The sequence below is a fragment of the Sphaerisporangium sp. B11E5 genome (assembly GCF_039871875.1).
Lineage (GTDB): Bacteria > Actinomycetota > Actinomycetes > Streptosporangiales > Streptosporangiaceae > Sphaerisporangium.
Map to the genome: position 1 here is coordinate 21,481 of NZ_JBDPMD010000066.1, position 20,012 is coordinate 41,492.

The following is a 20,012-nucleotide window of genomic DNA, read 5'->3' on the forward strand; positions in this document are numbered from 1 at the left end:
CGCCTCTGCTCCCACGCACGGCCTTCTCCCGCGTGCGCGGCGCTGCGGGTCTCTCCGGGAGGTGGCACGGCGGACCCGGCGCCCTCCGTACGGCGGGGTCAGGCGAGGGCGTTCACGGCGGCGGAGAAGACGCGGGGCAGGGCGCGGGCGCCCGGGACGATGAGGCGTGCCGGGGCCGGGTGGCGGCGGGCGGCGAGCAGGGCGCCCGTGAGGAGGCGGTGGGTGCGGGAGAGGCGGAGCCAGGCACGGTCGTAGGACTCGGGGTGTCCCGCGCGCAGGGCGGCGACCAGGGCCTCGGCGGACAGCAGGGCCAGGGAGACGCCCTCGCCGGTCAGGGCGTCCAGGTAGCCGGCGGCGTCGCCGACCAGGAGCACCCGTCCGGAGACGCGGGATCGTACGCGGCGGCGCATGGGGCCGGCGCCGCGTACGGAGGTCGCCGCCGGCCCGGTCAGGCGGGCCAGCAGGGCGGGGAACGCGCTCAGGTGCTCGTCGTAGGTCCGTCTCTCCGAGCCGAGGACGGCCACCCCCACCAGGTCGTCGGCCACCGGGGTCACGTACGCCTCGCTCCGCGCCGCCCAGTGCACCTCGACGAAGTCGGTCCAGGGAGCCACCCGGTAGTGGCGGCGCAGGCCGTACCGCCGCGCCGCCGCGCCCTCCGGCAGCCCGAGACCGAGCATGTCCCGCAACGGCGAGCGCAGCCCGTCGGCAGCCACCAGCCAGCGCGCCCGGAACGTCTCGGTCTCCGCGTCCCCCATGGTCTTCGCGTTGTCCATGGTGCTCGTGTTGTCGGTGGTGCTGGCGTTGTCGGTGGTGGCGTTGCCGGTGGTGCTCGCGTTGTCTGCGGTGACGTGGTCGGTGGTGCTTGCGTTGTCAACGGTGCTCGCGTTGCCGCCCACGGTGCTCGCGTTGCCGACGGTACGTGCGTCGACGTCGATGGTGCTTGCGGTGCCTATGGTCCTGGCGTCGATGCCAGTGGTGACTGCGGTGCCTATGGTGCTGGAGGTACCGATGGTGCCCGCGTCGACCAGGATCTCCGCGATGTTCCGGCCCTGCGTGCCGTCCATGGCGGCCGTGCCACGCGGCAGGGTGGTCCGGAGGGTGCGGACCTGCGCCTCCACGGAGTCCGGTCCCTGCCGGACGCCGGTGACCTTCCCCTGGACCACCCGGACGCCGAGGGCGGCGGCGCGGGCGGTGAGGGCGGCGTGGAGGCAGGTGCGGCGGACGCCCAGGCCGGGGCCGGCGCGGAAGGGGGCGTCGGCGTGCCTGTGGGGGTCGAGGTAGCGGATGCCGCGCAGGGGATGTCCGGCGGGGTGGACGCCGAGGGCGTGCAGGGCCGCGACGCCGGTGGGCATCAGGCCCTCGCCGCACGCTTTGTCCACGGGGGAGGCGCGCGGTTCCACGACCACGACGCTCATGCCGGCGAGCGCGGCGTTGACGGCGGTGGCCAGGCCGGCGGGACCGCCGCCGGCCACCAGGACGTCGATCACGCGGACCCTCCACGAGCGTCGATCACACGGGCTGTCCGGGTGCCGGTCACGCGGGCCCTCCGGGAGTGTCGGTCACGGGGGCTGTCCGGGTGTCGGTCACGCGGGCTGTCCGGGTGCCGGTCACGTGGGCCCTCCGGGAGTGTCGGTCACGGGGGCTGTCCGGGTGTCGGTCACGTGGGCCCTCCGGGAGGGTCGGTCACGGAGGCTGTCCAGGTGTCGGTCACGTGGGTTCTCCGAGGGTGAGGGCTCGCTCCTCGCAGCGGATCCGTACCACCATCAGGGCGGCGTTCAGCGTGGTGAAGGTCAGGGCCGTGATCCATGCGCCGTGCACCAGTGGCAGTGCCGCACCTTCCACCGCTACCGCCACGTAGTTGGGGTGCCGGAGCCATCGCAGCCGGTAGGGGCCGCGCGTCACCAGCGGCAGCCCGGGTACCACGATCACCTTGGTGTTCCACTGGGGGCCGAGGGCCGTGATGCACCACCACCGCAGGCCTTGCGCCGCGACGACCAGGGCGAGCATCGGCCAGCCGAGCGCGGGCGTGAACGGGCGGTCCAGCAGGCCGGTTTCCAGCAGGCAGCCGGCGAGCAGCCCGGTGTGCAGCGCGACCATCCACGGGTAGTGGCCCGCGCCGAACGTCCGGCCGCCGCGGGCGAGGCTCCAGCGGGCGTTGCGCCGCGCGACCACGAGCTCGGCGAGCCGTTCCACCCCGACGAGCAGGACCAGCAGTACGTACCAGAAGGACATGTCTCCGAACGATACGGGCCAGGCGATCAACGGGCCCGGATGCGCCGTCACCAGCGCAGCAGGACGAGCTCGGAGCAGAACCCGGGGCCGAGGGCCATCATCAGCCCCGGCGTGCCGGGCGGCGGTTGCCGTTCGAGCGTGTCGCGCAGCACGTGCAGCACCGACGAGGACGACAGGTTGCCGATGCCGGCCAGCGACCGCCACGTGACGTCCAGCGCCCCGGCGGGCAGCTCCAGGGTCTCCGCGACCGCGTCGAGCACCTTCGGGCCGCCGGGGTGGCACACCCACGCCGTCACGTCGGCGGGCGTCAGCCCGTGGTCGCCGAGGAACCCGTGCACGTCGTCGGCGAGGTGGGTGCGCACGACGTCCGGCACGCTCGTGTCGAGCACCACGCGGAACCCGCTGTCGGTGACGTCCCAGCCCATCACCGACTCGGTGCCCGGGTACAGGTGCCCGCGCGCCCCCACCACCGTGACGCCGGGGCCGTCCGGGCGGCGGCCGGGCCCGCAGGCGACGACGGCGGCGGCGCCGTCCCCGAACAGGGCGCTCGCCACGAAGTTGACCGGCGTCGCGTCGGCGCGCTGCAACGTGAGCGAGCACAGCTCCACCGACAGCAGCACGGCCACGTGGTCGGGCCACCCGCGCAGGTAGTCGTGCAGCCGGGCGATGCCGGCCGCGCCCGCCACGCAGCCGAGCCCGAAGACGGGCAGGCGCTTGACGTCGGGCCGCATCCCGAGCCGCCCGGCGAGCCGCGCGTCGATGGAGGGCGCCGCGATGCCGGTCACCGACGTGAACATGATCATGTCCACGTCGCGCGGCGTCAGCCCGGCCGCCTCCAGCGCGCCGCTCACCGCCTCGGCGCCCAGCTCGACCGCGGTCTCGACGAACACCTCGTTGGCGGACCCGAAGCCGTCGAGCTTGCCGTACTCCTCCAGCGGCAGCGCCAGGTGCCGGTACTCGACGCGTGCCGCCTGGTGCAGGCGGCGCAGCAGCCGCCGGTCGGCGTCCGGGGGGAGACAGATGCGGGCGAAAGCCTCGGTGATCTCGGACTGGGGGTAGCGGTTGGGGGGCAGCACACCGTGCACAGCGGTGATTCGGGTCATAGGGTTCCCGCTTCGCCGAGAGTGGGGGACACCTGAAGTTTGCCCATCCCCGCAGGGGCCATGCCTCGCGCGACCCGAGGTGATCAGCGGAATTGCACCCGGTCGCGCAATCAATGCGGACGGTGATCCCGGCCGTTTCCCGGATGCCGGAATCCGGCCCCCGGCGGTGCGTGCGCACGCCGGGCGGGCCGGGGACGAGGTGACGGGAACAGGCCGAAGGTGAGAGCGGCGCCGGCGTCAGGGACGGTGGCGGGCGGCGGCCAGCAGGTACGCCTCACGCAGGCCGTCGGTGAGCATGCGGGAGTCGTAGCGGACCGCCGTGCGGGAGGCCAGGGCGCCCCAGCGGGCGCGGGTGGCGGCGTCCTCCAGGCCGCGCAGCAGGGCGACGTACTCGGGGACGGTCCCGGCGTGCAGGTAGGCGTCCTTGAGCCACTCCTGGTAGCAGGGCAGGTCGGTGAGGACGAGCGGCAGGCCCGCGGTCGCGGCCTCGAGGGTGGCGAGGCCGAACGTCTCGTGCTTGGACGGCAGGAAGAACACGTCGGCGGCGGCGCAGTACGCGAAGACGTCCTCACGCGGCACGAGGCCGGTGAAGGTGACGTTGGCCGGGGCGTCCGCGCGCAGCCGGGTCAGCTCCTCGCGGGCGTCGGAGAGCAGGCCGAACTGCATGCCGCCCACCCAGACGAACCGCAGGTGCGGCAGGCTCCTGGCGCACGCCACGAACTCCTCCACCCCCTTGCGCGGCTGGATCTGCCCCACGCCGAGCACCACCGCCCGGTCGTCCCAGCCGAAGCCGGCCCGCAGCTCGGCGCGCCGGTCCAGCAGGGGGCGGATGCGCCGCTCGTCGATCGCGTTGCTCATCGGGAGGATGGGGCCGCGCACCCCGAGCTCCTCCAGCTCCGTCGTGGTCGCCTTGCTGACCGAGAGCACCAGGTCGGCCATGTCGAAGACGGCCCGCATGTACTTGCGCACCAGGCCGTGCACCAGGTGGCTGCCCCTGATGCTGCCGGCGAGCGTCTCCGGGGTGACGTGCGCGCTGATCAGTTTCGGGCCGCGGTGGGCCAGCATCCGGATCACGGCGATCGGGCCCATGGTGTGAACGTGGAGAATTACGTCACGCCGGTAGGCGCGTCTTCCAGAAACACGGGTGAAATCCGGCATGTCATCGACGGCGCGTACGCTTTCCTCGAAAACACTGTGGACGCCGTGGCCGCGCACCGTGTACGCCGACTCGGACATCACACTCACCGGCAGCGGCGGCCGTCGCGCCTCCGCGCTCTCCGTGGTCAGGGGCGCGTCGTCGCCGGAGTGGGGGAGGGACGGTGGGGGGGTCGCCCGGACGGCACGGGAAAACGTACGTCGTCCACGAATTCGCCGGATGCGTTCATTAATCGCGGCCACGGCCTCATGTTAGGGCAAAACACCCGATGACGCTATATACCTGAGTAGCGATAGAAATAGCCGAATATCCATATTGCCGTAAAGAAAGTCAGGTGCCGTGTTCACCCGAGCCGGTTAACGCGCCGTCCCGTCCCGGCCGGCGGGAATCGGCCGGGGGGCGCCGGGGTTTGTCGGTGCGGAGGTGTTTAGTGTGAGGGGGTCCGGTCGTCCGGCAAGGGCGCGGGGGGACCGTAGGGTTGAGGGGTCGGGGTGATGTCGGACCGGCTGGGTTGTGTGGGGGGAAGAGGAGGATTTGGTGCTAGTCGACTCCTTCGGGCGGGTGGCGACGGACCTTCGGGTGTCGCTGACCGACCGGTGCAATCTGCGCTGCGCCTACTGCATGCCGCCGGAGGGGCTGGACTGGCTGCCCAAGCCTGAGCTGCTGACCGCGGACGAGATCTGCAGGCTCGTCGCGATCGGGGTGGAGCGGCTCGGCATCACCGAGGTGCGGTACACCGGGGGAGAGCCCCTGCTGCGTCGCGAGCTGACCGGCATCGTGGCGCGGACCACCGCGCTGCGGCCGCGGCCGCACGTGTCCATCACCTCCAACGGCATCGGTCTCGCCCGGCTCGCCGCGCCGCTTGCGGCGGCGGGCCTCGACCGCGTCAACATCTCCCTGGACACGCTGGACCGCGAGACCTTCGTGCGGCTCGCGCACCGGGACCGGCTGGCGGACGTGCTGGCCGGGCTCTCCGCGGCCGTGGAGGCCGGGCTGCTCCCCGTGAAGGTGAACACCGTGCTGATGCGCGGCGTCAACGAGCACGAGGCGTCCGGGCTGCTGCGGTACTGCCTGGAGCAGGGGTACGAGCTGCGGTTCATCGAGCAGATGCCGCTGGACGCGCAGCACGGGTGGCGGCGCGAGGACATGGTGACCGCGGACGAGATCCTGGAGGCGCTGAGCCGGGAGTTCTCGCTCACGCCGGACGATCCGGCGGGCCGGGGCAGCGCCCCCGCCGAGATCTTCCTCGTGGACGGCGGCCCCGCGCGGGTCGGCGTGATCGGCTCGGTCACCCGGCCGTTCTGCGGCGCCTGCGACCGGGTGCGGCTCACCGCCGACGGCCAGGTACGCAACTGCCTGTTCGCCACCGAGGAGTCCGACCTGCGCGCCGCCCTGCGCGGCGGCGCCACCGACGACGAGATCGCCGCACGCTGGACGTCCGCCGTCCGCGTCAAGCGCGCCGGCCACGGCATCGACGACCCGGCGTTCCTCCAGCCCTCCCGCCCCATGTCGGCCATCGGCGGCTGAGACCCATGCCCGGCACACCCGAGGCGGCGGCGCGGTACGACGCGGTGGTGCTCGCCGGAGGCGCGGCACGCAGGTTCGGCGGGGCCGACAAGCCCGGCGCGGAGGTGGGCGGACGCCCCTTGATCGAGCGGGTCGCGGCCGCCGTCCCCGGCGCGGCGCGTCTGGTGGTGGTGGGCCCCGCACGGACCGGCCTGGACGGGGCTCTGTTCGTCCAGGAGAGCCCGCCGGGCGGCGGTCCGGTACCCGCGCTGCGGGCGGGTCTCCAGGCCGTCACGGCGCCCTGGATCGCCTTGCTCGCCGCGGATCTGCCGTTCCTGCGCTCCGATCACGTCACCCGCCTGCTGTGCGCGTCCGAGGCCGCCGCCGGGGCCGTCCTGGTGGACGACGAGGGCCGGGAGCAGTGGCTCGCCGGGGTGTGGCGCACCGCCCCTCTCAGGGAAGCTCTGCGCGCTTACGAAGGCCGTTCCCTCCACGGCCTGCTGAGCCCTCTGGGTCCGGTGTGTCTCACCCCGCGGTTCGAGGACTCCGCCCCTCCGCCGTGGTTCGATTGCGACACCCCCGCCGACCTGGCCACCGCCCGCGGAACGACACCATGGAGGACACGATGAACGTGCTGGCCGAGTGGACGGCCCTGGTCTGCAAGGAGCTGGGCATCGACCAGGAGACCGTGGACCGCGACGCCGTCCTGGACCTGACGAGGGACGTGGCCCACGGCGTGGCACGCCCCGCCGCCCCCCTGACGGCCTATCTGCTGGGCCTGGCCCAGGGCGCCGGCACCGCCCCGCCCGACGCCCACGCCCGCCTCACCGCCCTGGCCCGCAACTGGGGCCAGGCCACCGCGGAGACCCTGGGCGACCACTGACCCCCGCCGTCACGGCGCCGGTGAAGGAGCGTCCCCGCGGGGCCGCGGGAAAGTGGCCGGATGTGGACACCCGGCTCGGTGCCGTGGAGTACCGATAACGGCGAGAGAGTGCGGCGCTGAGAGAAACGGACAAAGGTCCGAGAATGGGCGACGCCGGGTGGTTACGGGGGCAAACCACCCGGCGTCGCTTCATCGGCGTTCCGACGGGGGCCCGGAACGCCGGCACGAGCGCTCCGACGGGGGACCAGAGCGCTTGCTTAAAGCGTACACCTACAACCCATGGGTTGCGTCAAGAGTTAGTCACGACCCGATCTCGCGTCGGTGGCGTGGTATCTCGGTTTGGTTAGGTTTCTCCGCGTCGAAGCCCGAGCTCGCTCCGCGGTTCGGCTGGTTGGCGCCGATCACGGCGAAGTAGGGGAGGAAGACGGCTCCGGCCACGAAAACGAGGCGGATCGGCCAGGGGACGTTCAGCACCACGGCCAGGATGAGGCACACGGTGCGGATGCCCATCTGGACGAAATAGATCTTCTCACGGCGACCGATGTCGGCGGAGAGGGACGGCTGCGCGTCGGTGACCTGGTGTACGACCTTGCGGTCGCGCCTGACCTTCACACCATCCACGGTAGCCCCACGGCGCACCGGGGTGGGAGGCGGCACGAGAGGGCCCGGCGTCATACGATCAAGGTCAGGGCCGCCCATGTGAGGAGAACAGGATGACGGATCGTACGTACCGCGTGACCGAGATCGTCGGCACGTCCCCCGAGAGCGTGGACCAGGCGATACGGAACGGGATCCGCCGGGCCGCCGAGACTCTGCGCCACCTGGACTGGTTCGAGGTCACCGAGGTGCGCGGCCACATCCAGGACGGCGAGATCGGGCACTACCAGGTGGGCATGAAGGTCGGCTTCCGCCTGGAGGACTCCTGACGGCCGGGAGAGCCCGGCACGGCCGGAAGGGCTCGTGAACAGCCCGAGCGACTCCTGACCGCCCGCAGGACCGAAGCGGGAAGGGCCGCCGCCCCGCGCGTGGCCGAGCCGGTGCCGGGACGAACGACCCGGCACCGGCGAAGGACGGTGTCAGTTGGCCTGGCTCACCGTGGACATGTTGAAGTCCGGCACCCGCACGGCCGGCATGATGGACCGGGTGAAGTAGTCGCTCCACTCCCGGGGCAGCGTCTGCTCCTCGGCGCCGACCTCGGTCATGCGGCCGAGCAGGTCCACCGGGCTCTCGTTGAACCGGAAGTTGTTGACCTCGCCCACGATCTCGCCGTGCTCCACGAGGTACACCCCGTCCCGGGTCAGCCCGGTGAGCAGCAGCGACTGCGGGTCCACCTCGCGGATGTACCACAGGCAGGTGAGCAGCAGCCCCCGCTCGGTGCCCGCCACCATCTCCTCGGGCGTGCGCCCGCCCGCGGGCCCCTTCATGATCAGGTTGTCGATCTGCGGGGTGACCGGCAGCCCGGTCAGCTCGGCGGAGTGGCGGGTCTGTATCAGCGACGTCAGCGTGCCGTCCTTGATCCAGTCGGTGGCCGTCAGCGGCAGCCCGTTGTCGAACACCGACTGCTCGCGCCCGCTGGTGTGCGCGATCACGAACGGCGCGCTCTCGATGCCCGGCGCCGCCGGGTCGCTGTACAGCCGGACCGGCGTGCCCGTCAGCGACTCCCCGACGCGGGTGCCGCCGTCCGCCTTGGAGAACACCGTGCGGCCGTCCGCGGCGTCGCGGGCCCCCGACGACCAGTACAGGTAGATCATCAGGTCGCCCACCGCCGACGGCGGGATCACCGTCTCGTACCGCCCGGGCGGCAGGTCCAGCCGCCGCTTGGCCCAGTCGAGCCGGCGGGCCAGCGTGGCGTCCAGCGCGGCGACGTCCACGTCGGTGAAGTCGCGGGTCGCCACCCCGGTCCACGCCGAGCGGGACATGTCCGGCGACTTGGCGTTCAGCTCGAACCGCCCGGTCGGCTGGTCGTGCCGCACCCGCAGCCCCGTCGAGGAGCCGGCGAACGTCGTGGTGAGCAGGTGCTCGGCGAACCCGTACAGCTTGCGCCCCGCGCTCTCGGCCCCGCCGAACACCTCGCCGAGCGCCGGGGCGAACGACCGGAACACCCCGATGGACGTCGGCTCGGCCGGCTGGTCCCAGTCGGGCGACCGGTCTCCCGGCACCAGCGCGCGGGCGTCCTCCGACGGCGGCGCCTCGTGCGAGGCGAGGTCGGCGGCCGTCACCACGTCGGCGAGCTGGTCGGGCCGTACCGCCGAGCGTGACACCACGCCGACGCCCTGCCCGGTCACCGAGATCACCGTGAGCCTGGACGAACGGCTCACGCCGTTGGTGGTCAGGGTGTTCCCGGCGAAGCGGAGGTTCGCGGTGGACCCCTCGTCGACGATCACGACGCAGTCGTCGGCCTTGCTGAGCTCAAGGGCCCGCTCGACGGTCTCCTGAGGAGTCACTTTCCACCCTCCTGAACGGTGTTGAGCACCTTGACCCCGCGGAACAGCGCCGACGGGGAGCCGTGGCTGACCGGCGCGATCTGCCCCGGCTGTCCCTTGCCGCAGTTGAACGCCCCGCCGAGGTAGTACGTCTGCGGGCCGCCGACGGCCTCCAGCGACCGCCAGAAGTCGGTGGTGGTCGCCTGGTAGGCGACGTCGCGCAACTGCCCGGTGAGGCGCCCGTTCTCGATCAGATAGAACCGCTGGGCGGTGAACTGGAAGTTGTACCGCTGCATGTCGATGGACCAGGACTTGTCGCCCATGACGGAGATGCCGCGCTCCACCCGCCCGATCAGCTCGTCGGTGCTCGGGCCGTCGAGCGCGGGCGTCAGCGAGACGTTGGCCATGCGCTGCAGCGGCACGTGCCCGGGGGAGTCGGCGAACGCGCACCCGTTGGACGGGCCGAGCCCCATCAGCAGTGCCATGCGCCGGTCGAGCTGGTAGCCCACCAGCCGTCCCTCGCGCACGATGTCGAACTGCCGGGTGGCCACGCCCTCGTCGTCGTAGCCGACCGACGCGAGGCCGTGCTCGGCGGTGCGGTCGCCGGTGACGTTCATGATCGGCGAGCCGTACTCCAGCACCCCGAGCTTGTCGAACGTCGCGAAGCTGGTGCCCGCGTACGCCGCCTCGTAGCCGAGCGCGCGGTCCAGCTCGGTGGCGTGCCCGATGGACTCGTGGATGGTGAGCCACAGGTTGGACGGGTGGATCACCAGGTCGTACTTGCCCGCCACCACCGAGGGCGCCTTGAGCTTCTCCTCGAGCAGCTCGGGCAGCACCGCCACCTCGGACACGAAGTCCCACCCGGTGCCGGTGAGGTACTCGTAGCCGCGCCCGGCGGGCGGCCCCAGGGTGCGCATGTCGTCGAAGCGCCCGTCCGCCGCGCGCATCGCCGTCAGCACCGGGTGGACGCGCACCCGCTGCTGCGTGGCGTCGGTGCCCGCGGTGTCGGCGTAGAACTTCTGCTCCTTGACCTGCATGAGGGACGCCGACACGTGGTCGACCCGCGGGTCCTTCAGCAGCCCGGCCGACCAGTCGGCGAGCAGCGAGGTCTTCTCCCTGAGCGGCACCTCGAACGGGTCGATCTCGTAGGAGGACACCCACGTGACGCCCGCGTGCACCGGCTCGGGGGCCAGCTCCACCGGCTCACGGTTGATGGGGGCCGCGACCTTGGCCACCTCGATCGCCTCCTCGGCGACGGCGGCGGCGGCCTCGGGGGTCAGCTCGATGCCGGCGGCGAACCCCCAGGTGCCGTCCCTGATGACGCGCACGGCGTACCCGAGGTCGTCGGCGTCCAGCGACCCTTCCAGCCGCGCGTCGAACAGGCTGAGGGTCTCGCCGCGCACCCGTTCCAGGCGGAAGTCGGCGTGCTCGGCGCCCAGGTCACGGGCCCGCTGCAGCGCGGCGTCGGCGAGTTCCCGCAGCGGAAGGGCGAGGAAGTCCGGATCGATCTGGCGCATGTCCACGATCCTAGCCCTGTGATCTTGTACGGCGCGGATAAGGGTTTACCTGCCAGTAGGGGATAGCGTCGGTGGCATGGCTCGATCAGTACTCGTAACCGGTGGCAACCGCGGCATCGGCCTCTCGATCGCCCGCGAACTGGCCGCGGCCGGCGACGCCGTGGCCGTCACCTACCGCTCGGGGGAGCCCCCCGAGGGCCTCTTCGGGGTCAAGTGCGACGTCACCAGCTCCGAGGACGTCGACGTCGCGTTCGCCAAGGCCGAGGCCGAGCACGGCCCCGTCGAGGTCGTCGTCGCCAACGCGGGCGTCACCAGGGACACCCTCCTGCCGCTCATGAAGGAAGAGACCTTCACCGACGTCATCGACACCAACCTCACCGGCTCCTACCGCGTGGCCAAGCGTGCGTGCCGCGGCATGCTGCGCATGCGGCGCGGGCGCATCATCCTGATCTCCTCGGTGGTCGCGCTGTCCGGCCAGGCCGGGCAGAGCAACTACGCCGCGTCCAAGGCCGGCATGATCGGTTTCGCCCGGTCCCTGGCCCGCGAGTTCGGCTCCCGCGGCATCACGGTCAACGTGGTCGCCCCCGGCTTCGTCGAGACCGACATGACGTCGGCGCTGGAGCCGGAGCAGCAGCAGGCGATACTCAAGAACGTCCCGCTCGGCCGGGCCGCCACAGCGGCCGACATCGCGCGGGTGGTCAAGTTCCTGGCGAGCGACGACGCCGCGTACGTCACCGGGGCGGTCATCCCGGTGGACGGCGGCCTTGGGATGGGGCACTGAAAATGGGGATCCTGGACGGCAAGCGCATCCTGGTCAGCGGCGTGCTGACCGACGCCTCGATCGCGTTCTCCGTGGCCAAGCTGGCCCAGCAGGAGGGCGCCCGGGTCGTGCTGACCGGGTTCGGCCGGCTCAGCCTGGTCGAGCGGGTCGCGCAGCGGCTGCCCGAGCCGCCGCCGGTGATCGAGCTGGACGTGCAGAACACCGACCACCTCGACACGCTGGCCGACCGGGTCGGCGAGCACCTCGACGGGCTGGACGGCGTGCTCCACTCCATCGGCTTCGCCCCGCAGACCGCGCTCGGCGGCAACTTCCTCAACACCACCTGGGAGGACGTCGCCACCGCCGTCCACGTGTCCACCTTCTCGTTCAAGTCGCTGGCGGTGGCCTGCCTGCCCCTGATGAAGGAGGGCGGCTCGGTCGTCGGCCTCGACTTCGACGCCACCAAGGCGTGGCCGGTGTACGACTGGATGGGCGTGGCGAAGGCCGGCCTCGAGTCCTGCTCGCGCTACCTCGCCCGCGACCTCGGCAAGCACGGCATCCGGGTGAACCTCGTGGCCGCCGGTCCGCTGCGCACCCTGGCGGCGCGCAGCATCCCCGGCTTCGCCGAGTTCGAGGACACCTGGCCCGCCAAGGCCCCCATGGGCTGGGACCTCACCGACACCCTGCCCACCGCCAAGGCCTGCGTCGCCCTGCTGTCCGACTGGTTCCCCGCCACCACCGGCGAGATCATCCACGTCGACGGCGGCGTCCACGCCATGGGCGGCTGACAGCCGCTCCCCGCGACCCCGGCCTCCTGGATCCCCTGGGCCCCGGCGGCACCCGCCCCTGTTCCCCGGTTGCTCTCCGCGGCCGGGGCGGTGGGCGGCCCCCGGCGTCGCGGATCCCGGCGCCTCTCGCCCCCGGCGACCCCCAGTTCCCGCGACCGGGGGCGGCCGGCGGGCGGGTCAGGCGAGGCGGTGCCGTCCCGTGTCGGGGCGGTGGAGGCCCTGCAGGGGGATGGTCGCCGCCGCCTCGGCGCCGCGGCGGGCCTGGCGGGTGTGGACGACGCGGGCCGCGATGATCGCGGACGCGAGCAGGATCGCGGTGAGCACGGTGCCCGCGGCGTCGTCGGACCTGGTCGGCACCACCACCTTCCCCGCGGCCAGCGGGTCGGCCAGTTCCGGCAGCGGCTGGCCCGGCCACAGCGGGGCGAGCGGCTGGGCGTCGATGTCGGCGGCGTGGCGCGGCGCTTCCGCCGAGAAGGCGCGCTCCAGCCTGCCGTCGCGGTCGCCTCCGGGAGGCGCGGGGAGGCCGGGGGCCGGCGTGGCCTCCGGTGTGGCGGGCGGCGAGCTCTCGCGTCCCCCTGACGGCGTGGCGCGCGGCCGCGCGGTGGGGGCCGGTGTGGAACGGTCCCGTCCGGCGGGTGGCGAGGGGGCCGGGGTGTCCGTGGTCTCGTCGCAGCCGAGCAGCGGCAGGCAGCCGGTCGGCAGGTCGAGCAGGTCGTCGCCCGGATCGGCGTCGTCCTCGGGCAGGGGATCGGCCTGGTGGTCGGTGCGGTCGTCCGGGTCGGAGCCGGTGTCCGGCGGGCCGGATGGCTCGCCCCGGTTCCCCGGGGGTGAGGAGTCGCCGTGCGGGTTCCCCTTCTCCTTCTGCTCGGGCTTGGCGGAGGGTTTGCCGCCGAGCACGTCGTCGGCGGACTGGCGCAGGCCGCCCAGCACGCGGTCGGCGTCCTCCACGAGGTCGCCCACCGTGCCGATCGGGTCGAGCAACCCGCCGCCGGGCCCGGCCGCCGGGGCAGGGTCGCATCGCCCCTCGCCGGGCGCGAGCCACTCGCAGCCCGCCACCCGCGGGGCCGACGCGAACGCGGGCGCCGTCACCAGCAGCGCCGCCCCACCGCTCAGAGCCAGCGTCAGCGCTCCCGCCGAGAGGACGGTCGTGCCCTTGCGCATCGTTCCCCTCCATCGTTTCCACGTATCCCGGAAGGCGCGGGCTCCCCTCTCGAGCCTCCCATAACAATCGTGTGGCACAGCGCCGGTCATTCTCTGAAAAAGAGCGATTCGGTACCGACTAGTGATACGCGAGTGAGTTTCCTGTTCGGCCGCCGCCGGCATTCGCTGTGTCCCCCCAGGGAATATCCCCGCCGGCGCGCCGCCCACCTGCGGCCCGTATGGTACCCCGCCCCGGCGGCGAATGCCGCGCCGTGCCGCCGATAACCCCGCTTTCCGGTTTACCCGCGGCACGTTTCCCGCCCGGCCGGTTCAATCGGTGGCCGAGACGTCGTCCAGCGCCTCGCGGATCTCCATCGGCAGGGTCAGCTCCTCGGACTGCAGCACTCCCTTGAGCTGCGCGTGCGTGCGGGCCCCCACGATGGCCGCCGCCACCCCGGGCTGGTCGCGCACCCACGACAGGGCCACGGCCAGCGGGGACACCGCGAGCCCCTCGGCGGCCGTGGTGACCGACTCCACCACGCGCCGCGAGCGTTCGTCGAGGTAGGGCCGCACGAAGTCGGCGAAGTGCGGGGTGGCGGCCCGCGAGTCGGCCGGGATGCCCATGCGGTACTTGCCGGTCAGCACGCCCCGCCCGAGCGGCGACCAGGCCAGCACCCCGGCACCCACGTGCTCGGCGGCGGGCAGCACCTCGCGTTCGGCTTCCCTGGCCAGCAGGGAGTACTCCACCTGTGCCGACACGACGGGCGCCCGGCCGGGCACCGCGCGCTGCCACACCCCTGCGGCGGCGAGCTGCCAGGCCGAGTAGTTGCACACCCCCGCGTACACGGCGCGCCCCGAGGCGACGGCGGTGTCCACCGCGGCCAGCGTCTCCTCCAGCGGCACCTCGCAGTCGAACGCGTGGAGCTGCCACAGGTCGACCTCGTCCACGCCGAGGCGGTCAAGGGAGGCGTCCAGCGCCGAGATGAGGCTGCGGCGCGAGGCGTTGCGCGACCGCGGCCCGTGCGGGGTCAGCACGGCCTTGGTGGCGACGACGATCTGCGAGCGCGGCACCGAGTCGCGCAGCAGGCGGCCGAGCAGCCGCTCGGCGTCACCCCCCGCGTACACGTCGGCGGTGTCCACGAGCGTGCCCCCGGCGTCGGCGAACGCGACGAGCTGGGCGGCGGCCTCCTCCGCGGAGGTGTCCCGGCCCCAGGTCATGGTGCCCAGCCCCAGCCGGGACACCGACAGACCGCTACGCCCGACCAATCGCTGATCCATGATCCGGCCAGGTTACCGTGTCACCCCTCCACGCCTCCCGCCATGCCACCGTATGGGTCTGACCGCAGCTCAGCGTTCACCGCGGTGATCCAGCCCGGCACCATGCCGGCGGTGCTCCTCTGCTTCCGGCGCGACATCACCCGTGTCTTCCGGACGTGGCTGCGCAGCCTGTGGACCCCGGCGCTGCGCGCGGAAGCCGGACGCCCGCATGGGGTGGTACATCGGCCTCGGCACGATCCCCCTCGCCGTCCTCGGCCTGGTGTTCCAGGGCCCCATCGAGGGGCCGGCCCGCGACCTGTGGCTGAACGCCACCGTGCTGATCGTGTTCGGCCTGGTGCTGCTGCTCGCCGAGCAGGTGGGACGGCAGCGCGCCACCCTCGGCGACCTGACCATGCGCGACGGCCTGGTCATCGGCGGCCTCCAGGCGCTCGCCCTGGTGCCAGGCGCCTCCCGCTCGGGCTCCACCGTCACCGGCGGCCTGTTCCTCGGCTTCACCCGCGAGGCCGCCGCCCGCTACTCGTTCCCGCTGACCCTGCTGTCCCTCGGGGTGATCACAGCCCAATAAGCTTGCGTTGTGACCACATTGCTCCTGGTGCGCCATGGCCTGACCGAGATGACCGGCCAGGCGCTCGCAGGCTGGACCCCGGGCGTCCATCTCAGTGAGCCGGGCCGCGCCCAGGCCGAGGCCCTGGCCGCCCGGCTGGCTCCGCTGACGCTCGACGCCGTGGTCTCCAGCCCCCTGGAGCGCTGCCAGGAGACCGCGGGCGCCGTGCTGGCCGGCCGCGACGGGCTGTCGCTGGAGACCGACGAACGTTTCGGCGAGTGCGGGTACGGCGAGTGGACCGGCCGCACGCTGAAGGAGCTGTCCGAGGAGCCCATGTGGCGGGTCGTGCAGTACCACCCGAGCGCGGCCGTCTTCCCCGGCGGCGAGTCCCTGGCCGGGGTGCAGCGCCGCGCCGTCGCCGCGGTGCGCCACTGGAACGCCAAGCTCGGTGAGAAGGCGACCTACCTGGTGTGCAGCCACGGCGACGTCATCAAGGCGATCGTCGCGGACGCGCTCGGCGCCCACCTGGACCAGTTCCAGCGCGTCACCGCGGACCCCGCGTCGCTCACCGTGATCCGCTACACCGCGCTGAGACCGTTCGTACTCAGAGTGAACGATGTGGGCGGCGGGGTGGAGAATCTTCTCCCCCCACCCCAGGAACCCGAGGGTTCGGACGGGGCCGGCGGGGGAGAAAACCCATCCGAGAGCGACGCCGCTGTCGGCGGCGGAGCCGGGACCACGTAAGGTCGGGCTATGCCGGTCTTCGACTACGATCCGCCAGAGAGGTTCGTGGCCGGTGCCGTAGGGCAACCGGGATCACGCACCTTCTTTCTGCAAGCGCGCGGTCAAGGGCGGATCACGACCGTGGGTCTGGAGAAGTTCCAGGTCGCGGTCCTGGCCGATCGGCTGGACGAGTTGCTCGACGAAGTGCTGCGCCGCAGCGGCGGCACCGCCCCCGTCCCCGCCATGGCCCCCGCCGAGCTCGCCGACCGCGCCCCCCTCGAACAGCCGCTGGACGAGGACTTCCGTGTGGGCACCATGGCCCTCGCGTGGGACCCGGAGAGCGCCCAGGTGGTCATCGAGGCCCAGGAGCTGACCGGCGACGAGGACGCCGAGGAGGAGGAGGTCCCCGCCGACCGGCCCGACTCCGCCGTCCTGCGGGTGCACATCAGCGCGGCGGCCGCCCGGGCCTTCACCCAGCGCGCCCTGGAGATCGTCGCCGCCGGCCGCCCGCCCTGCCCTCTGTGCGGTCAGCCGCTCGACGCCGAGGGGCACATCTGCGTCCGGCTCAACGGCCACCGGGGGGACCGTAGGTGAGTGCAGAGAGCGACCCCCGGCTCAGCAGCATTCCCGGTTCTTCGGGACTCGACGACGCCACCGCCCTGCGCCTGCTGCGCGAGGGCACGCTCGAGGTCGCGGGCCGTCTCGTCGAGGCGACCAACATGACGCTCTACTGCACCATCCGCCTGGACGGCGTCACCGCCGAATGCGTGTACAAGCCGGTCCGCGGCGAACGCCCGCTGTGGGACTTCCCCGACGGCACGCTCGCCGCCCGCGAGGTCGCCGCGTTCGAGGTGTCCGCGGCCACCGGGTGGCGCATCGTGCCGCCCAGCGTCTACCGCGACGGCCCGCTCGGCCCCGGCATGTGCCAGCTCTGGATCGACACCGACCCCGAGGTCGACCTGATGGCGCTGATCCGCAGCCGGGACCCGTCGCTGCGCCGCATGGCCATCTTCGACGCCGTCGTCAACAACGCCGACCGCAAGGGCGGCCACCTGCTGCCGCTGCAGGACGGCCACATCTACGGCGTCGACCACGGGGTGTGCTTCTCCCCGGAGGACAAGCTGCGTACCGTGTTGTGGCAGTGGCGCGGCAAGCCGCTGCCCCGCGAGGCGCTGAACGTGCTGGCCCGCCTGGAACGTGAGATCGAGCGCGGCAGGCTCGGCCGCCGGCTGCGCGAGCTGCTCACCCTGACCGAGGTCGAGGCGACCTGGGAGCGCGTGCGGCGCCTGCTCAGCACCGGCATCCACCCCTACCCGTCCGACGACTGGCCGGCCATCCCCTGGCCCCCCATCTGAGCCGCGACGGTTCCGCGAGCAAGAGAGAAGTACGCACGTGTGCACGGTCATCGCCGGGGTCGAGCCCGGCGCGGGTACGCCGGTGGTGCTCGCCGGTGTACGGGACGAGCTCGCCGACCGCCCCTGGCGCGGCCCGGCGGCGCACTGGCCGCGGTTCCCCGGCCTCGTCGGCGGGCTGGACCTCCAGGGCGGCGGCACGTGGCTGGCGGCCGACCCCGCCGTCCCCCGGGTCGCGGCGCTGCTCAACGGCGTCGGCCGGCCGGCGCCCCCCGCGATCCGCAGGTCCCGCGGCGACCTGCCGCTGCGAGCGGCGGCCCACGGCGGGCCACCCGGCGGCGACCTGACGGTCTACGACCCGTTCCACCTGATGGTCGCCGAGCTCGGCGGGGTGCGCATGTGGCACTGGGACGGGGAACACCTCACCGAGGACAAGCTCCCGGCGGGCCTGCACGTCGTGGTCAACGACGGCCTGGTCACCGGGGACACCGACCTCAAGGCCAGGTGGTTCGCCCCACGTTTCGCCGCCGCCCCCCGCCCGTCCGCCACCGACCCCGGCGACACGTCATGGACGGCCTGGCGGGAACTCGCCTCAGGCGCCGGCCTGCCCGTCACCGACCCACGGGCCCTGGTGGTACGGCGCCAACTCGACGACGGCCGCGTATGGGGCACCTCCTCGCTCACCCTGGTCGCCCTCAGCGACACAGGCCTACGCTACGACTTCAACCCCCGCCCCCCCGACCCGTCCACCTGGACAACCGTGCACCCCCCACCCCACAGCACCCACTGAACCACCACAAGAAGCTGCCGACGTCCCGGCACCACCCCACGCCACCCCCACGACGCCCTCTCCCGTGCGCGTCTCCCGGGCTGCCCATCCCGCGCGCCACTTCAGGGTGGCCGGGCCGGTGCGCCGCTTTGGGGCGACCTGCCCCGCGCGCTGCCTTCGCGTGGCCGGGCCGGTGCGCTGCTCTGGGGTGGCCCGTCCCGCATGCCGCTTTCGGGTGGTCGGCCCGGTGCACCGCTCTGGGGCGGCCCGGCCCGCGCGCTGCCGGGTGGGGCCGGTGCGCTCCTTTCGGGTGGCCTCGTTCCGCGCGCCGCTTCGGACGGCCGGGCGGGTGCACCGCTCCGGGGTGGCCCCTCCCGCACGCTGCTTTCGGGTGGCGGGGCCGGTGCGCCGCTTTGGGGCGGCCCGGCCGGACGCGTTGCCTCGGGGCCGGCCGGTCGTGCCGTCCGCCCGTCCGGGCCTTGGCGGCGGACGCCGTCTTGCCTGGTGGCCGGCCCGCGGTGTCTCCCTCGGGAGGTCAGCAGCGCACGCCGCCCCAGATGATGGTGACCGTGCGGCTGCCGCCGTTGGAGGTGAACCGCACCTTGGACGTGCTGCAGTACGGTGTGCCGTACGCGGTGATGGTCGCCGAGCTGCCTGCGCGGATGCGTCCCCGGGTGCTGCTCAGCAGGGCGCCCTCGCTGATCGTGGCGCGCCAGCTCACCGCGCCGCCCGGGGCCCGCAGCTTGATGTTGACGGCGAAGTCGTAGTCGGACTTCACGCGCACCTGGGCCGGGCTCACCACCAGGACGGGTGCCGGCTCGTGCGCGGTGGCCGCCGGGGGGGCCGGCACCGGCTTCTCGGTCTTCTTCGGCTTCTCGCGTGTCGGCGAGGGCACCGGTGTCGGGTCGACGGTCGCGCCGGGCGGCGGCGGGGGGCTCTCCGGTGCGGCCGGCGGCGTCACCGGCTCCTCGGGGGTCACCGCCGCGCCGGGGATGCGCGCTGGGGGCGGGTCGCCGGGTGAGGCGACCAGCGCGACCACCACCGTGACGGCCAGCGCCAGCGCCGCCCCGGCGATGATGTACGCGCGGTCCCGGTGTCCCCGCCCGTGCCTGCCGCTCACCGGTGTCTCCGGCGGCGGCTCCTGCGGGCCCGGTGCCAGAGGCACCGCGGCGAGCGCCACCGGCACCGCGGCGGCGGATGCCGCGCGGCCCGATGTGCCGCCGGCCGCCCCTGGGCGGCCGGCGCTGCCGGGCGTCCCCGGACCGGCCGTGGTGCGAGGCGCCCCCAGGCGGCCCCCGGCGCCGGGTGCCCCCGGGCCGCCCGCGGTGCCGGGCGCCGACAGGCTCCCCGCAGCGCCGGGGGTTCCCGAGCCGGTCATGATGCGGGGCGCCCCCGTGTGGCCCGCGGTGCCGGCTGTCCCGCTGTGGCCGGTGGTGCCGGTGGTGCCGGTGGTCCCGGTGTGGCCGGTGGTGCCGGTGGCCCCGGTGTGGCCCGCGGTGCCGGCCGTCCCGCTGTGGCCGGCGGTGCCGGCCGTCCCGCTGTGGCCGGCGGTGCCGGCCGTCCCGCTGTGGCCGGCGGTGCCGGCCGTCCCGGTCTGGCCGGTGGTGCCGGTCGTCCCCCTGCGGCCCGCGGTGCCGGGCGTCCCGGGGCGAGCGGGTATGCCGGATGACGCCGGACCGCCCGGTGCCGGGGCTCGACGGCCTGGTGTGGCTGGTGGTGCGGCATGACTCGATGTGACGGGTGGTGCGGGGACGCCCGGTACGGCGGGCGGGGGCGCCGGGGTGCCCGGTGGTGATGTACGGCCCAGGAAGGCGGGTGGTGGGGTGCGGTTGGGCGGG

General features: G+C 73.5%; 20 protein-coding genes and 1 pseudogene. 11 read left to right on the forward strand and 10 right to left on the reverse strand.

Features of this window, described 5'->3' with window-relative positions; translation table 11 throughout:
- Positions 1-98: 98 nt before the first annotated feature.
- From ABGB17_RS35500 to ABGB17_RS35515, 4 genes are all read right to left on the reverse strand, one after another.
- A complete protein-coding gene (locus tag ABGB17_RS35500) occupies positions 99-1,487 on the reverse strand; it encodes an FAD-dependent monooxygenase (protein WP_347638122.1) in 1,389 nt (462 codons plus the stop codon).
- Positions 1,488-1,707: 220 nt separating this feature from the next.
- Positions 1,708-2,232: an isoprenylcysteine carboxylmethyltransferase family protein gene (locus tag ABGB17_RS35505; RefSeq protein ID WP_347638124.1), complete on the reverse strand. Its 525-nt coding sequence runs from the start codon at positions 2,230-2,232 to the stop codon at positions 1,708-1,710.
- Positions 2,233-2,279: 47 nt separating this feature from the next.
- Positions 2,280-3,335, reverse strand: a complete 1,056-nt coding sequence (locus ABGB17_RS35510) for a 3-oxoacyl-[acyl-carrier-protein] synthase III C-terminal domain-containing protein (RefSeq protein ID WP_347638126.1) — start codon at positions 3,333-3,335, stop codon at positions 2,280-2,282.
- A gap of 237 nt (positions 3,336-3,572) precedes the next feature.
- Entirely contained in the window at positions 3,573-4,571 is a 999-nt protein-coding gene (locus ABGB17_RS35515) for a glycosyltransferase (RefSeq protein WP_347638128.1), read from the reverse strand.
- Positions 4,572-5,028: 457 nt separating this feature from the next.
- Here ABGB17_RS35515 and moaA point away from each other — a divergent pair, with 457 nt between their 5' ends.
- From moaA to ABGB17_RS35530, 3 genes are read left to right on the forward strand one after another with little or no spacing between them, the layout of a single operon-like run.
- Positions 5,029-6,018, forward strand: coding sequence for a GTP 3',8-cyclase MoaA (moaA, locus tag ABGB17_RS35520; RefSeq protein ID WP_347638130.1), 990 nt, complete (start codon positions 5,029-5,031; stop codon positions 6,016-6,018).
- Between the two features lie 5 nt (positions 6,019-6,023).
- On the forward strand, positions 6,024-6,626 hold the full coding sequence (locus ABGB17_RS35525; protein ID WP_347638132.1) for a molybdenum cofactor guanylyltransferase: 603 nt from the start codon (positions 6,024-6,026) through the stop codon (positions 6,624-6,626).
- Entirely contained in the window at positions 6,623-6,880 is a 258-nt protein-coding gene (locus tag ABGB17_RS35530; protein ID WP_347638134.1) for a DUF6457 domain-containing protein, read from the forward strand. The genes ABGB17_RS35525 and ABGB17_RS35530 overlap by 4 nt, the downstream gene beginning before the upstream one ends.
- A 300-nt stretch (positions 6,881-7,180) precedes the next feature.
- On the opposite strand, the gene ABGB17_RS35535 is transcribed toward ABGB17_RS35530, so the two are convergent.
- On the reverse strand, positions 7,181-7,492 hold the full coding sequence (locus ABGB17_RS35535; RefSeq protein ID WP_347638136.1) for a DUF3099 domain-containing protein: 312 nt from the start codon (positions 7,490-7,492) through the stop codon (positions 7,181-7,183).
- A gap of 101 nt (positions 7,493-7,593) precedes the next feature.
- Between ABGB17_RS35535 and ABGB17_RS35540 the strand changes: the two genes are divergently transcribed.
- Positions 7,594-7,806 (forward strand): dodecin, encoded by a 213-nt coding sequence (locus ABGB17_RS35540; RefSeq protein ID WP_347638138.1) that lies wholly within the window; start codon positions 7,594-7,596, stop codon positions 7,804-7,806.
- Positions 7,807-7,956: 150 nt separating this feature from the next.
- Here the strand turns inward: ABGB17_RS35540 and ABGB17_RS35545 are convergent, their stop codons facing one another.
- Positions 7,957-9,324, reverse strand: a complete 1,368-nt coding sequence (locus tag ABGB17_RS35545) for a metallopeptidase TldD-related protein (protein WP_347638140.1) — start codon at positions 9,322-9,324, stop codon at positions 7,957-7,959.
- The gene (locus ABGB17_RS35550; RefSeq protein WP_347638142.1) at positions 9,321-10,820 is read right to left on the reverse strand and encodes a TldD/PmbA family protein; all 1,500 of its coding nucleotides are present in this window, start codon (positions 10,818-10,820) and stop codon (positions 9,321-9,323) included. Before ABGB17_RS35550 ends, ABGB17_RS35545 begins: the two co-directional genes overlap by 4 nt.
- A 76-nt stretch (positions 10,821-10,896) precedes the next feature.
- Here ABGB17_RS35550 and fabG point away from each other — a divergent pair, with 76 nt between their 5' ends.
- Entirely contained in the window at positions 10,897-11,601 is a 705-nt protein-coding gene (gene fabG / locus ABGB17_RS35555) for a 3-oxoacyl-ACP reductase FabG (protein WP_347638144.1), read from the forward strand.
- A gap of 2 nt (positions 11,602-11,603) precedes the next feature.
- On the forward strand, positions 11,604-12,368 hold the full coding sequence (gene fabI / locus ABGB17_RS35560) for an enoyl-ACP reductase FabI (RefSeq protein ID WP_347638146.1): 765 nt from the start codon (positions 11,604-11,606) through the stop codon (positions 12,366-12,368).
- 177 nt (positions 12,369-12,545) lie between these two features.
- On the opposite strand, the gene ABGB17_RS35565 is transcribed toward fabI, so the two are convergent.
- Together ABGB17_RS35565 and ABGB17_RS35570 are read right to left on the reverse strand one after the other, a co-directional pair.
- Entirely contained in the window at positions 12,546-13,529 is a 984-nt protein-coding gene (locus ABGB17_RS35565; protein WP_347638148.1) for a hypothetical protein, read from the reverse strand.
- Between the two features lie 309 nt (positions 13,530-13,838).
- Complete coding sequence (locus tag ABGB17_RS35570) at positions 13,839-14,786, reverse strand: aldo/keto reductase (protein WP_347638150.1); 948 nt, start codon at positions 14,784-14,786, stop codon at positions 13,839-13,841.
- 208 nt (positions 14,787-14,994) lie between these two features.
- Here ABGB17_RS35570 and ABGB17_RS35575 point away from each other — a divergent pair, with 208 nt between their 5' ends.
- From ABGB17_RS35575 to ABGB17_RS35595, 5 genes are read left to right on the forward strand one after another with little or no spacing between them, the layout of a single operon-like run.
- Positions 14,995-15,351 carry an undecaprenyl-diphosphate phosphatase gene (locus ABGB17_RS35575; protein ID WP_347638152.1) on the forward strand — a complete coding sequence of 119 codons (357 nt, stop codon included), beginning with the start codon at positions 14,995-14,997 and terminating at the stop codon, positions 15,349-15,351.
- A 9-nt stretch (positions 15,352-15,360) separates the two neighbouring features.
- A complete protein-coding gene (locus ABGB17_RS35580) occupies positions 15,361-16,074 on the forward strand; it encodes a histidine phosphatase family protein (protein ID WP_347638154.1) in 714 nt (237 codons plus the stop codon).
- A 9-nt stretch (positions 16,075-16,083) separates the two neighbouring features.
- Positions 16,084-16,647, forward strand: a complete 564-nt coding sequence (locus tag ABGB17_RS35585; protein WP_347638156.1) for a DUF3090 domain-containing protein — start codon at positions 16,084-16,086, stop codon at positions 16,645-16,647.
- Positions 16,644-17,408: an SCO1664 family protein gene (locus ABGB17_RS35590; protein WP_347638158.1), complete on the forward strand. Its 765-nt coding sequence runs from the start codon at positions 16,644-16,646 to the stop codon at positions 17,406-17,408. Before ABGB17_RS35585 ends, ABGB17_RS35590 begins: the two co-directional genes overlap by 4 nt.
- A 37-nt stretch (positions 17,409-17,445) precedes the next feature.
- On the forward strand, positions 17,446-18,195 hold the full coding sequence (locus ABGB17_RS35595; RefSeq protein ID WP_347638160.1) for an NRDE family protein: 750 nt from the start codon (positions 17,446-17,448) through the stop codon (positions 18,193-18,195).
- 514 nt (positions 18,196-18,709) lie between these two features.
- Here ABGB17_RS35595 and ABGB17_RS35600 read toward each other — a convergent pair.
- Positions 18,710-20,012, reverse strand: a pseudogene (locus ABGB17_RS35600) (hypothetical protein); the annotation flags it as partial.